12 protein-coding genes are annotated in these 12,461 nt (G+C 61.8%); 10 read left to right on the forward strand and 2 right to left on the reverse strand.

Translation table 11 applies throughout. The features are described 5' to 3' along the window. Positions 1–140: 140 nt before the first annotated feature. The 7 genes from J3P96_RS22075 (at position 141) to J3P96_RS22105 (ending at position 7,189) form a co-directional block, all read left to right on the forward strand. Complete coding sequence (locus J3P96_RS22075) at positions 141–1,055, forward strand: glutamate/aspartate ABC transporter substrate-binding protein (RefSeq protein WP_434653512.1); 915 nt, start codon at positions 141–143, stop codon at positions 1,053–1,055. 188 nt (positions 1,056–1,243) lie between these two features. After that, positions 1,244–1,990 (forward strand): amino acid ABC transporter permease, encoded by a 747-nt coding sequence (locus J3P96_RS22080; protein ID WP_434569610.1) that lies wholly within the window; start codon positions 1,244–1,246, stop codon positions 1,988–1,990. Then, complete coding sequence (locus tag J3P96_RS22085; protein ID WP_014339892.1) at positions 1,990–2,661, forward strand: amino acid ABC transporter permease; 672 nt, start codon at positions 1,990–1,992, stop codon at positions 2,659–2,661. The genes J3P96_RS22080 and J3P96_RS22085 overlap by 1 nt, the downstream gene beginning before the upstream one ends. Beyond that, positions 2,658–3,392: an amino acid ABC transporter ATP-binding protein gene (locus J3P96_RS22090; RefSeq protein WP_014339893.1), complete on the forward strand. Its 735-nt coding sequence runs from the start codon at positions 2,658–2,660 to the stop codon at positions 3,390–3,392. Before J3P96_RS22085 ends, J3P96_RS22090 begins: the two co-directional genes overlap by 4 nt. Positions 3,393–3,607: 215 nt before the next feature. After that, positions 3,608–5,509 (forward strand): sensor histidine kinase, encoded by a 1,902-nt coding sequence (locus tag J3P96_RS22095; RefSeq protein ID WP_434653513.1) that lies wholly within the window; start codon positions 3,608–3,610, stop codon positions 5,507–5,509. Between the two features lie 44 nt (positions 5,510–5,553). After that, complete coding sequence (locus J3P96_RS22100; protein ID WP_305501337.1) at positions 5,554–6,834, forward strand: sigma-54-dependent transcriptional regulator; 1,281 nt, start codon at positions 5,554–5,556, stop codon at positions 6,832–6,834. Between the two features lie 25 nt (positions 6,835–6,859). Beyond that, the gene (locus tag J3P96_RS22105) at positions 6,860–7,189 is read left to right on the forward strand and encodes a GlpM family protein (RefSeq protein WP_434658292.1); all 330 of its coding nucleotides are present in this window, start codon (positions 6,860–6,862) and stop codon (positions 7,187–7,189) included. 9 nt (positions 7,190–7,198) lie between these two features. Here the strand turns inward: J3P96_RS22105 and J3P96_RS22110 are convergent, their stop codons facing one another. Both J3P96_RS22110 and J3P96_RS22115 read right to left on the reverse strand, forming a co-directional pair. Further along, positions 7,199–7,813, reverse strand: coding sequence for an NAD(P)-dependent oxidoreductase (locus J3P96_RS22110; protein WP_434653514.1), 615 nt, complete (start codon positions 7,811–7,813; stop codon positions 7,199–7,201). 220 nt (positions 7,814–8,033) lie between these two features. Then, positions 8,034–8,912, reverse strand: coding sequence for an MBL fold metallo-hydrolase (locus J3P96_RS22115; RefSeq protein ID WP_434653515.1), 879 nt, complete (start codon positions 8,910–8,912; stop codon positions 8,034–8,036). A gap of 112 nt (positions 8,913–9,024) precedes the next feature. On the opposite strand from J3P96_RS22115, the gene J3P96_RS22120 reads away from it, so the two are divergent. The 3 genes from J3P96_RS22120 (at position 9,025) to gcvH (ending at position 12,458) form a co-directional block, all read left to right on the forward strand. Next, on the forward strand, positions 9,025–9,930 hold the full coding sequence (locus J3P96_RS22120) for a LysR family transcriptional regulator (protein WP_434653516.1): 906 nt from the start codon (positions 9,025–9,027) through the stop codon (positions 9,928–9,930). A gap of 204 nt (positions 9,931–10,134) precedes the next feature. Continuing rightward, positions 10,135–11,643, forward strand: coding sequence for a sigma-54-dependent transcriptional regulator (locus tag J3P96_RS22125; RefSeq protein WP_434653517.1), 1,509 nt, complete (start codon positions 10,135–10,137; stop codon positions 11,641–11,643). Between the two features lie 431 nt (positions 11,644–12,074). Continuing rightward, positions 12,075–12,458 carry a glycine cleavage system protein GcvH gene (gene gcvH / locus J3P96_RS22130; protein ID WP_434561638.1) on the forward strand — a complete coding sequence of 128 codons (384 nt, stop codon included), beginning with the start codon at positions 12,075–12,077 and terminating at the stop codon, positions 12,456–12,458. The last annotated feature ends 3 nt before the right edge of the window (positions 12,459–12,461 follow it).

The raw sequence follows: 12,461 nt of genomic DNA on the forward strand, positions 1-12,461 counted from the left end.
ACTGGCCTGGCACGAGTCATGCTCTACACTCGTGGAGACGAACGCCTGTACGCCAACACAACAGGAGCTGCCAGGCATTCGAAGCACTCAGGGCCGGTGAACCGGCCGAATACAAAAAAAACAATGTCGAGGAAACATCGATGCGCATCGTTCCCCATCTCCTGGGCGCAGCCGTTGCTGCCGCTCTGATCAGCACTCCGGTCTTCGCCGCCGAACTGACCGGCACGCTGAAAAAGATCAAAGAGTCCGGCGTCATCACGCTCGGCCACCGCGACGCCTCCATTCCGTTTTCCTACATCGCGGACGCTTCCGGCAAACCGGTCGGCTACTCCCACGACATCCAGCTGAAAGTCGTCGAAGCCCTGAAAAAAGAGCTGGATGTGCCGAACCTGCAGGTCAAGTACAACCTGGTCACTTCGCAAACCCGTATCCCGCTGGTACAGAACGGCACCGTGGACCTGGAGTGTGGCTCCACCACCAACAACGTCGAGCGCCAGCAGCAAGTCGCCTTCTCCGTGGGCATCTTTGAGATCGGCACCCGGCTGCTGACCAAGAAAGATTCCAAGTACAAGGATTTTGACGACCTGAAAGGCAAGAACGTCGTGACCACTGCCGGCACTACGTCCGAGCGCCTGCTCAAATCCATGAACGCTGACAAGCAAATGGGCATGAACGTCATTTCCGCCAAGGACCATGGCGAATCCTTCCAGATGCTCGAAGGCGGTCGTGCCGTCGCGTTCATGATGGACGACGCGCTGCTGGCCGGCGAAGCCGCCAAGGCCAAGAAGGCTGATGACTGGGCGGTGACCGGTACTCCACAGTCCTACGAAATCTACGGCTGCATGGTGCGCAAGGGCGACGAGCCGTTCAAAAAGGCTGTGGATGACGCGATCAAGGCCACCTACGCGTCGGGCGAGATCAACAAGATCTACGAAAAATGGTTCATGCAACCTATCCCGCCAAAAGGCCTGAACCTCAACTTCCCGATGAGCGACGAACTCAAGGCACTGATCGCCACGCCGACCGACAAAGCGGCTGACGAAAAGAAATCCTGATTTCTGACTAACCTTACCTCCTGGAAGGGCCCGGCCCTTCCAGGAGTGTGTCATTCCCTGCTGGAATCAAAGGAAACACTCGAAACGGCGAGTCGAGCCGAGAGTGTGTGCCCGATCGTCAAGATCGGGCGGGAAAGGACTTCCCCCTGCAGATATTTGTACATCGATCGATCTGAGGGGAGACCCTGATGAATTACAACTGGGACTGGGGCGTGTTCTTCAAGTCCACCGGCGTGGGCAGCGAGATCTATCTCGACTGGTACGTGGCCGGCCTGGGCTGGACCATAGCCATCGCCGTCGTCGCCTGGATCATTGCCCTGCTGCTGGGCTCGATCCTGGGTGTGATGCGCACCGTGCCGAACCGGCTGGTGTCGGGCATCGCGACTTGCTACGTGGAACTCTTTCGTAATGTACCGCTGCTGGTGCAGCTGTTCATCTGGTACTTCCTGGTGCCGGACCTGCTTCCCGCCGACATGCAGGAATGGTACAAGCAGGACCTCAACCCGACCACCTCGGCCTACCTGAGCGTCGTCGTCTGCCTGGGCCTGTTCACTGCCGCACGGGTTTGCGAGCAGGTGCGCACCGGCATCCAGGCGCTGCCACGCGGCCAGGAAGCCGCCGCCCGCGCCATGGGCTTCAAGCTGCCGCAGATCTACTGGAACGTGCTGCTGCCCCAGGCCTACCGGATCATCATTCCACCGCTTACCTCGGAATTTCTCAACGTCTTCAAGAACTCCTCCGTGGCCTCGCTGATCGGCCTGATGGAGCTGCTCGCGCAGACCAAGCAGACCGCCGAGTTCTCGGCCAACCTGTTCGAAGCCTTTACCCTGGCGACGCTGATCTACTTCACCCTGAACATGAGCCTGATGCTGCTCATGCGCATGGTCGAGAAGAAAGTCGCGGTGCCCGGCCTGATCTCTGTGGGGGGTAAATAATGGAATTCGACTTCACAGGCATCATCCCGGCCATTCCCGGTTTGTGGAACGGCATGGTGATGACCCTCAAGCTGATGGCCCTGGGCGTCGTTGGCGGGATCATCCTGGGGACGATCCTGGCGCTGATGCGCCTGTCCCACAACAAGCTGGTCTCCAACATCGCTGGCGCCTACGTCAACTATTTCCGCTCGATCCCGTTGCTGCTGGTCATCACCTGGTTCTACCTGGCGGTGCCGTTCGTGCTGCGCTGGATCACCGGTGAAGACACGCCGATCGGCGCGTTCGGCTCTTGCGTCGTGGCGTTCATGATGTTCGAGGCGGCTTACTTCTGCGAAATCGTCCGGGCCGGCGTGCAGTCGATCCCCAAGGGCCAGATGGGCGCGGCACAGGCATTGGGCATGAACTATGGCCAGGTCATGCGCCTGATCATCCTGCCCCAGGCGTTTCGCAAGATGACCCCGCTGTTGCTGCAACAGAGCATCATCCTGTTTCAGGACACCTCGCTGGTCTACACCGTCGGCCTGGTGGACTTCCTCAATGCTTCGCGGGCCAATGGCGACATCATCGGCCGCTCCAATGAGTTCCTGATCATCGCAGGTCTCGTGTACTTCACAATCAGCTTTGCCGCCTCGCTGCTGGTCAAGCGTCTGCAAAAAAGGTTCGCCGTATGATCTCTATCAAGAACATCAACAAGTGGTATGGGGACTTCCAGGTACTGACCAATTGCAGCACCGAGGTCAGCAAGGGTGAGGTTGTGGTGGTGTGCGGGCCGTCGGGTTCGGGCAAGTCCACGCTGATCAAGTGCGTCAACGCGCTGGAGCCGTTCCAGAAAGGCGACATCGTGGTCGATGGCACCTCCATCGCCGACCCGAAGACCAACCTGCCGAAACTGCGTTCGCGGGTGGGCATGGTGTTCCAGCATTTCGAATTGTTCCCGCACCTGACCATCACCGAAAACCTGACCATCGCGCAGATCAAGGTGCTGGGCCGCAGCAAGGAAGAAGCCACCAAAAAAGGCCTGCAACTGCTTGAGCGCGTCGGCCTGTCCGCCCACGCCCACAAGCACCCGGGCCAGCTTTCCGGCGGCCAGCAACAGCGCGTGGCGATTGCCCGTGCGCTGGCGATGGACCCGGTGGTGATGCTGTTCGACGAACCGACCTCGGCCCTCGACCCGGAAATGGTCAACGAAGTGCTGGACGTGATGGTGCAACTGGCCCACGAAGGCATGACCATGATGTGCGTGACCCACGAAATGGGCTTCGCCCGCAAAGTGGCGAACCGGGTGATTTTCATGGACCAGGGCCAGATCATCGAGGATTGCGAGAAGGAAGAGTTCTTCGGCGACATCAGCGCCCGCTCCGAACGCGCGCAGCATTTCCTTGAGAAAATCCTGCAGCACTAAGCGTCGCCTTCTTTAGACGCGCTTGCCCTTGTGGCGAGGGAGCTTGCTCCCGCTGGGTCGCGTAGCGGCCCCAAATCCGGCAAATGCGATGTATCAGGCATACCGCATTAGCCGTTTTGCGACTGCTTCGCAGCCGAGCGGGAGCAAGCTCCCTCGCCACGGGACCGCGTTTGAAGGGCAATCGCCGCCTCACTGGTTGACCCAAGGCTTCTGTGATGAAATGCGACCCCACCCTCTATCGCGCCGCGCCGCCATCACTCGCCGTGAAACCCCGCCTGATCCGCCACCTGTTCCTGCCGCCGCTGGTCATTGCGCTGATGATCGGCCTGGGTTACCTCGGCTTCTGGATCAGCGAGCACTACGGCATTCGCGGCCTGGCCGAAAATGGCGAGCGCCAGCTGGAACTGCATGCCCGGGCGGTGGAAAGCGAGATCAGCAAATACACCTATCTGCCCAGCCTGCTCGAGCTTGAATCCAGCGTCTCGAAACTGCTCGACGACCCGACACCCGAGCACCGCAAGACCGTCAACGAATACCTCGAAGGCCTGAATCGGCGCAGCCGTAGCCGGGCCATCTATGTCATGGACACCACCGGCCGGGTGATGGCCACCAGCAACTGGCGCGACGTCGACAGTTACCTGGGCGAAGACCTGTCATTCCGCGCCTACTTCCAGAACGCCGTTCGCGGCCAGCCGGGACGCTTCTACGGCATCGGCAGCACCAACGGCGAGCCGGGCTACTACCTGGCCCATGGGCTGGAAGAAAGGGGCAAGATCATCGGCGTGGCCGTGGTCAAGGTGCGTCTCGAAGCCATGGAGGAACGCTGGCAGCGAGCACGCCTGGAAGCCTTCGTCAGCGACGAGAACGGCATCATCATCCTCTCCAGCGATCCAGCGCGACGGCTCAAGTCCGTACGGCCGCTGAGCGACGAAACCAAGGAACGCCTGGCCCGCAGCCTGCAATATTACTGGTTCCCACTGAACGAACTGATCCCCCTGGCCCGCGAGCAACTGGCCGAAGGCATGGAGAAGCTGACTTTCCCCGCCAATACCGAAATCGCCGCCGACCAGCAGGCCACCAGCTACCTCTCGCAAACCCGGCCATTGAGCGACACGCCGTGGAATTTCACCTTGCTCACCCCGCTTGAAGACCTGCGCCGCCAAGCGATCAACCAGGGCATCCTGGTGGCCGTGGCGTTTGCCCTGGTGGCCTTCCTGCTGATCGCCTGGAACGAGCGGCGCAAGGTCATTGCCACCCGCCTCGCCGCCCGCGAAGCGTTGCAGCAAGCCAACAACCAGCTCGAACGTCGGATTACCGAACGCACCACCGACCTGCGGGCCAGCAATGAGCGGCTCAAAGGCCAGATCCGCGAACGCCGGCAAGCGGAAGAGACCCTGCGCCGCGCCCAGGACGAACTGGTACAGGCCGGCAAGCTGGCGGCCATCGGCCAGATGTCCACCAGCATTGCCCATGAACTCAACCAGCCGCTGGCTGCGTTGCGCACGTTGTCCGGCAACACGGTGCGCTTCCTGGAGCGCGGCCAGCTGGACATTGCCAGCGCCAACCTCAGGACCATCAACGACCTGATCGATCGCATGGGCCGGATCACCGCCAGCCTGCGTGCCTTTGCCCGGCGCGGTGACGACAAAGGCCGGGCCAGCCTGGGCAAGGCCGTCGAGGCCGCGCTGCAATTGCTCGGGGCGCGTCTGGAAAAACTTGGCGTCCAGACACAGACAGCTTTCGAAGACGTCCAGCTGCAAATCGACCAGACACGTTTGGAGCAGATCCTGGTGAACCTGATTGGCAACGCCCTGGACGCGATGCAAGTCCAACCCGAGCCAAGACTGTGGCTCGCCGGTGAGATGAGCGATGGCAAATACCGCCTGCGGGTGCGCGATAACGGCCACGGCATCGATCCGCAGGCACGCAAGCATCTGTTCGAACCTTTCTTCACCACCAAGCCCGGCGAACAAGGCCTGGGCCTCGGCCTGACGCTTTCGGCGAGCCTGTGCGCCGCCGCGGGCGGGCACCTGGGCGTCGAGCACCCGGACGATGGTGGCACCACGTTTGTCCTCAGTTTACCGTTGGTAAGCCTTCCACCTGCCGAGCCGCTATGAACAACGACCTGAGCGTTCTGATCGTCGAAGACGACCCCCATGTCCTGTTGGGCTGCCAACAGGCCCTGACCCTGGAAGACATTCCCTGCGTGGGCGTGGGCAGCGCCGAAGAGGCCCTGGAACGGGTTGGCGATGATTTTGCAGGTATAGTCATCAGTGACATCCGGCTGCCGGGCATCGATGGGCTGGAACTGCTGACCCGGCTCAAGGCCCGCGACCGCAGCCTGCCAGTGGTGTTGATCACCGGCCACGGCGACATCTCCATGGCCGTCGGCGCCATGCAGAAAGGCGCCTACGACTTCATGGAAAAACCCTTCTCTCCCGAACGCCTGGTGGACGTCGCCCGCCGCGCCCTGGAGCAACGCAGCCTGGCCCGGGAAGTTTCAACGCTGCGCAGGAAACTGGCCGAACGCGATTCGCTGGAAGGCCGGATCATTGGCCGCTCGCCGGCCATGCAGCATTTGCGAGCGCTGATCGCCAACGTCGCCGACACCTCGGCCAACGTATTGATCGAGGGCGAAACCGGCACCGGCAAGGAGCTGGTCGCCCGCTGCCTGCATGATTTCAGCCGACGCCATGACAAACAGTTCGTCGCGCTGAACTGCGGGGGGCTGCCGGAAAACCTGTTCGAAAGCGAGATTTTCGGTCACGAGGCCAACGCCTTCACCGGTGCGGGCAAACGCCGGATCGGCAAGATCGAGCACGCCGATGGCGGCACGCTGTTTCTCGATGAAGTGGAAAGCATGCCCCTGCCCTTGCAGATCAAGCTGCTGCGGGTGTTGCAGGAACGCACCCTGGAGCGCCTGGGCTCGAACCAGAGCGTGGCCGTGGATTGTCGCGTGATCGCCGCCACCAAGTCCGACCTCGACGAAATGGGCCGGGCCGGGCAGTTCCGCAGCGACCTGTATTACCGCCTCAACGTGGTCACCCTGGAACTGCCGCCCCTGCGCGAACGGCGCGAGGACATCCTGCAACTGTTCGAGCATTTCCTCCAGCAATCGTCCCTGCGCTTCGACCGCACAGTGCCGGAGCTGGACAACCAGACCCTGTCGAACCTGATGAGCCACGACTGGCCGGGCAACGTACGGGAACTGCGCAACGTCGCCGAGCGTTATGCCCTCGGCCTGCCGGCTTTCAAGAAGTCCGGTGCCAGCGCGGGCAGCCAGGGCCTGGCTTTCGCCGAAGCGGTGGAAGCCTTCGAGCGCAACCTGCTGGTGGACGCATTGCAACGCAGCGGCGGCAACCTGACCCAGGCCAGCCAGGAACTGGGCATGGCCAAGACCACGCTGTTCGACAAAGTCAAAAAATATGGCTTGAGCCACTGACCGGGGACGCGAACCTGTGGATCTGATTTTCAAGGCGGCGCTTGGCGCAGCCGTAGTGGTCATCCTGGCGATGCTCGCCAAGACCAGGAATTATTACATTGCCGGGCTGGTGCCGCTGTTTCCGACGTTCGCCCTGATCGCCCACTACATTGTCGGCAAGGGCCGCTCGGTGGACGACCTGAAGACCACCATCGTGTTCGGCATGTGGTCGATCATTCCGTACTTCATCTATCTTGCGACGCTGTACGTGATGGTCGACCGCATGCGCCTCGAAGCCTCATTGGCCATAGCAGCCGTCGCCTGGCTGATGGCGGCGACGGTGCTGGTCAGCGTCTGGGTGCGGCTTCACGGCTGATCCCCGCGATCAATAGCCGACGGTAAACCGCGTCCGTGAAAACTGCGGCGTTTCGATTTCATCGATCATCGCAATGGCGTAGTCGGCAAAGCTGATCCAACTGCGTCCGGCCTGGTCGAACAGCAGGTGATCCTTGCCGACACGGAACTGCCCGGTGCGCTCGGTTTCGACGAACTCCGCCGAGGGCGAGAGGAAAGTCCAATCCAGGTCCTGTTCCTTGCGCAACACGTCGAGGAACAATGCACCGGCGCTGGCTTCGGCCAGGTATTCCTCCGGGAAGCCCTCGCTGTCGATCACACGGCTGTTATCCGGCAGCAACAACGAACCGGCACCGCCCACCACCAGCAAGCGGTTGACCCCGGTGGCTTTCACCGGTGCGATGACCTTATCGGCCGGCACGGTGGCAAAATGCGCAGCGCTGATTACCACGTCATGGCCGGTGACTGCTGCGGTCAACGCCTCGCTTTCCAGTACGTCCAGTTGCTTGCTGACCACGCCGGCCCGCTCGCCGATCTTGGTCGTATTGCGGGCAATGGCCGTCACGCTGTGACCGCGTCGCAGGGCCTCTTCCAACAGCTGGCTGCCGGCCCGGCCGGTGGCGCCAATGATTGCGATTTTGCTCATGAGATTCTCCTATGGTTATTCGTAGGGATTACTTCAACGCGTCTTGGAGCCATGAACACATTCGTGGCGAGGGAGCTTGCTCCCGCTCGGCTGCGAAGCAGTCGCAAAAAGGTTCATGCGGTGTGCCAGGTACAACTCATTTGCTGGTATGGGGGCTACTGCGCAGCCCAGCGGGAGCAAGCTCCCTGGTGCCACAAAAGCCCCGATCAAAGGTTGAGGGTCACCACTTCATCTCGCCCTTCGCGACCTTGGCGCTGAGTTCCAGGGAGCTGTCCTCCCCCAGGTTGGGATAGCGTTGTTTCATCGCGGCGATCAGCGCAGCGGAATCCTTGGCCTTGGCGGTCTCCTCGTCGAAGGCCTTGATGTAGTCGGCGGTGAAGCGCACCGGCGCCAGGGAGCGGGCACTTTCACCCAGGTAATGGCCGGGGATCACCGTGGCCGGTTGCAGTTTTTCAATGCCCGCCAGCGTCGCCAGCCAGTCCTTGTGGGATTGCGCCGTCTGGGTATCGGCCATCCAGACGTGAATGTTTTCTGCCACCACCACGCCGCCAACCACTGCCTTGATCGATGGAATCCAGACAAAGCTGCGGTCCGGTTGCGGGCCGTCGAGGCCGATGATCTGCAAGCGCTTGCCCTCCAGCGTCAGGCTGTCGCCCTTGAGTACCTGGGGCACGAGAGTCTTGGCCGGTGCATCGGCCTTCAGGATCGGCCCCCAGTATTTCAACTTGCCGTCGGCGGTGTGCTGGATGTGCTCGACGGTCGCTGCCGACGCGAGCACCTTGGCTTCAGGGAACGCTGAGGTCAGGGTCTCGAGGCCGAAATAGTAGTCCGGATCGCCGTGGCTGATGTAAATCGTGGTCAGCCGTTTGCCGCTGGCGCGGATTTTCTCCACGACCTCCTCGGCCTGGGCCTTGCCAAACTGGGCGTCCACCAGGATTGCCTCCTTGTCGCCGCTGACCAGAACCGAAGTCACCGGAAAAATCGCCGCGGCGCCGGGGTTATAGACATTGAGCGTCAAGTCGCCCGCCCAGGCCTGGGCGGTGAAGGCCAAGGCGGCGGTCGCCAGCAGCAGGCGTTTGATTGGGGTGAATCCGGTCATGTTGTGCTCCGTCGTCCAAGGGTCCGCAAGGGAATGGACAGAGCTTAGTTGCCTGACTCGATACAAAAAATGCGATGCTGGGACATAGTTTGTTTCTAAAAGCGGGCAGATCATGGATCGTCTACAAGCAATGCGGGTGTTCGTAACCGTGGTGGACCTCGGCAGCCAATCGGCGGCGGCCGAGCACCTGGATCTGTCGCGACCGGTGGTGTCGCGCTACCTGGCGGAGCTGGAAGACTGGGTCGGTGCTCGGCTCATGCACCGCACCACGCGCAAACTGAGCCTGACGGCCGCCGGCTCGGAGATTCTGCCGCGCTGCCGACAGATGCTCGAACTGTCCGGCGACATTCAAGCCGCCGTGAGCACGCCGGAAGACGCGCCCCGGGGCATGCTGCGCATCACCGCCAGCCCGTCATTCGGCCAGTCCCAGCTGGCGTCAGCCATGGCCGAGTTCGTCAAGCGCTACCCGGGGGTAAGCGTCGACCTGCAGATGTTCGATCGCACGGTGAACCTGGTGGATGAGCGCATCGACCTGGCGATCCGCATGAGCAACGATCTCGATCCCAACCTGATCGCCCGGCGCCTCACGGTGTGCCGCTCGGTGATCTGCGCCTCGCCCCGTTACCTGCGCGAGCAGCCGACACCGCAACGGGTGGAGGACTTGGGCCGGCACAACTGCCTGACCCATTCCTACGTTGGCAAGAGCTTGTGGCATTTCGAGCAGGACGGCGAACAGATCGCGGTGCCGGTGCAGGGCAACATCAGCGCCAACGAGGCCAGCACGCTGCTCCAGGCAACGATCGCCGGCGCTGGCGTGGCGATGCTGCCCAGCTACCAGGCCGGCCCTTATCTGCGCAGCGGTGAACTGGTGCGCCTGCTGGCCCACGCCGAACCGCGGCTGATGAACATGTATGCGGTGTATGCATCGCGCAAGCACATGCCCTCGGCGCTGCGTTGCCTGGTGGATTTTCTGGTGCTGAAGTTTCCCGAGACGCCTGAGTGGGATGACGAGCTATAAGCAACAGTAGACTCACCAAATCCCCCTGTGGGAGCGGGCTTGCTCGCGATAGCGGTGGGCCAGCCGAATAAAGTGCAACTGATCCGCTGCCATCGCGAGCAAGCTCGCTCCCACAAGGGGATTGAGTACTCTCCGGGATTTCACCAAAACCCCGGCCCAAGGCATACTTGCCACCCTTCGTAATCCAGAACCCGAAACCGTCCCATGCGCATCCACGTCAGTTTCATCGACCGCGTCGGCATCACCCAGGAAGTCCTGGCTTTGCTCGGCGGGCGCAATTTGAACCTGGATGCGGTGGAGATGGTGCCGCCCAACGTCTACATCGATGCCCCGACCCTCAGCCCGCAGGTGCTCGACGAACTGCGCGAGGCACTGTTCAGCGTGCGCGGCGTGCAGGCGGTCACCGTGGTGGACATTCTCCCGGGGCAACGCCGGCACTTGCAGCTCGATGCCTTGCTCGCCGCCATGACTGACCCGGTGCTGGCCCTCGACAGCGCCGGCAAGGTGCTGCTCGCCAACCCAGCACTGATCGCCTTGTACGGTCGGGAACCGGCCGGGGAAAGCGTGGCCGAGCTGTTCGGCGACGCGGCGCTGCTGGACGCCCTGCTTGAGAACGGCTTTCGCCTGCCGCTGCGGGAAATCACCCTCAACGGCCAGACCTTGTTGCTGGACGCCACGCCCATTACCGATGCCGGGGCGCTGCTGACGCTTTATCAGCCAAACCGCATCGGCGAACGCCTGTCGGCGCTGCATCACGACCACGCCGAGGGTTTCGATGCGCTGCTGGGCGAATCCCCGGCGATCCGCACGCTCAAGGCCCGGGCCCAGCGCGTCGCGGCCCTGGATGCGCCGCTGCTGATCCAGGGCGAGACCGGTACCGGCAAGGAACTGGTGGCCCGCGCCTGCCACGCCATCAGCGCCCGCCACGGTGCGCCATTCCTGGCCCTGAACTGCGCCGCGCTGCCGGAGAACCTCGCCGAAAGCGAACTGTTCGGCTATGCCCCCGGCGCCTTCACCGGCGCCCAGCGCGGCGGCAAGCCGGGGCTGATGGAACTGGCGAACCAGGGCACGGTGTTTCTCGATGAAATCGGCGAGATGTCGCCGTACCTGCAGGCCAAGCTGCTGCGTTTCCTCAATGACGGCAGCTTTCGCCGTGTGGGTGGCGATCGGGAGATCAAGGTCAATGTGCGAATCCTCAGCGCCACCCACCGCAACCTGGAGAAAATGGTCAGCGAAGGCTCGTTCCGCGAAGACTTGTTCTACCGCCTGAACGTGCTCAACGTCGAAGTCCCGCCGCTGCGCGAACGCGGCCAGGACATCCTGCTGCTGGCGCGTTATTTCATGCAGCAGGCCTGCGCGCAGATCCAGCGCCCGGTCTGCCGGTTGGCCCCCGGCACCTATCCGGCATTGCTGGGCAATCGCTGGCCGGGCAATGTGCGGCAACTGCAGAACGTGATCTTCCGCGCCGCCGCCATCTGCGAAAGCAGTTTGGTGGACATCGGCGACCTCGACATCGCCGGCACCTCCGTGGCGCGCCAGGGCGATGTGGAAGTCGAAAGCCTGGAGCAGGCCGTCGAAGCGTTCGAGAAACAATTGCTCGAATCGCTGTATGCCAACTACCCCTCTACTCGCCAGTTGGCCAGCCGCCTGCAGACCTCCCATACCGCGATTGCCCATCGGTTGCGCAAGTACGGTATTTCCAACAAACCATAAGCCCAGCGCACCACATCCCCTTGTGGGAGCGAGCCTGCTCGCGAATACGGTGCATCAACCGGCATTGATGTTGACTGACACACCGCTTTCGCGAGCAGGCTCGCTCCCACAGAGGTTCTGTGGTCGAGAATCGCATCAAAAACGACCTCTACCTGTACTGAAAGCGCTACAGCGGAACGATATCGATACACCTCGCGCTAACCTGCACTGTGCAATGCTTTGATCCCACAACAATTTTTCCCAGGCGCCACGCTGTAGCGATTTCGCTACAGCACAACCTGCCGAGCATGCTGTAAAACCCGCCAGTCCATTGATAAACAAAGACTTTTAAACATTGGCCGCATTCTTGCTATGGGTATAACCATTCGGCCGGGCCAAGCCCCGCGCCTTTCTTCGCGTCCACCAGACGAAATCTGGCCCCAGGAGTTTCCATGAGCGAGTTGCGTTTTACTGAAGATCACGAATGGCTGCGCACCGAAGCAGACGGCAGCGTCACCGTAGGCATTACCGCCTTCGCGCAGAACGCATTGGGCGACGTGGTTTTTGTGCAACTGCCTGAATTGCAGTCCTACGCCAAGGGCGACGAAGCCTCCACGGTTGAATCGGTGAAAGCCGCCAGCGGTGTGTACATGCCCCTCGATGGTGAAGTACTTGAAGTGAACGACAAGCTCGGCGACAGCCCGGAACTGGTCAACGAAGATCCGCTGGGCGACGGCTGGTTCTTTCGCTTTAAACCGACCGACGCCGACGCAGTGGCTAAGCTGTTGGATCAAGACGCCTACGATCGCCTGATCAAAGCCAACGCCGAAGCCTGAGGA

Origin of the sequence: Pseudomonas sp. R3-56 (assembly GCF_051132075.1) — a bacterium.
Taxonomy (GTDB): Bacteria; Pseudomonadota; Gammaproteobacteria; order Pseudomonadales; family Pseudomonadaceae; genus Aquipseudomonas.

Excerpts from the sequence above, each read along its gene's own strand:
- J3P96_RS22075 (WP_434653512.1), top strand. The coding sequence starts at position 141 with ATGCGCATCGTTCCCCATCTCCTGGGCGCAGCCGTTGCTGCCGCTCTG.
- J3P96_RS22080 (WP_434569610.1), top strand. The coding sequence starts at position 1,244 with ATGAATTACAACTGGGACTGGGGCGTGTTCTTCAAGTCCACCGGCGTG.
- J3P96_RS22085 (WP_014339892.1), top strand. The coding sequence starts at position 1,990 with ATGGAATTCGACTTCACAGGCATCATCCCGGCCATTCCCGGTTTGTGG.
- J3P96_RS22090 (WP_014339893.1), top strand. The coding sequence starts at position 2,658 with ATGATCTCTATCAAGAACATCAACAAGTGGTATGGGGACTTCCAGGTA.
- J3P96_RS22095 (WP_434653513.1), top strand. The coding sequence starts at position 3,608 with ATGAAATGCGACCCCACCCTCTATCGCGCCGCGCCGCCATCACTCGCC.
- J3P96_RS22110 (WP_434653514.1), bottom strand. The coding sequence starts at position 7,813 with ATGAGCAAAATCGCAATCATTGGCGCCACCGGCCGGGCCGGCAGCCAG.
- J3P96_RS22115 (WP_434653515.1), bottom strand. The coding sequence starts at position 8,912 with ATGACCGGATTCACCCCAATCAAACGCCTGCTGCTGGCGACCGCCGCC.
- J3P96_RS22120 (WP_434653516.1), top strand. The coding sequence starts at position 9,025 with ATGGATCGTCTACAAGCAATGCGGGTGTTCGTAACCGTGGTGGACCTC.
- J3P96_RS22125 (WP_434653517.1), top strand. The coding sequence starts at position 10,135 with ATGCGCATCCACGTCAGTTTCATCGACCGCGTCGGCATCACCCAGGAA.
- gcvH (WP_434561638.1), top strand. The coding sequence starts at position 12,075 with ATGAGCGAGTTGCGTTTTACTGAAGATCACGAATGGCTGCGCACCGAA.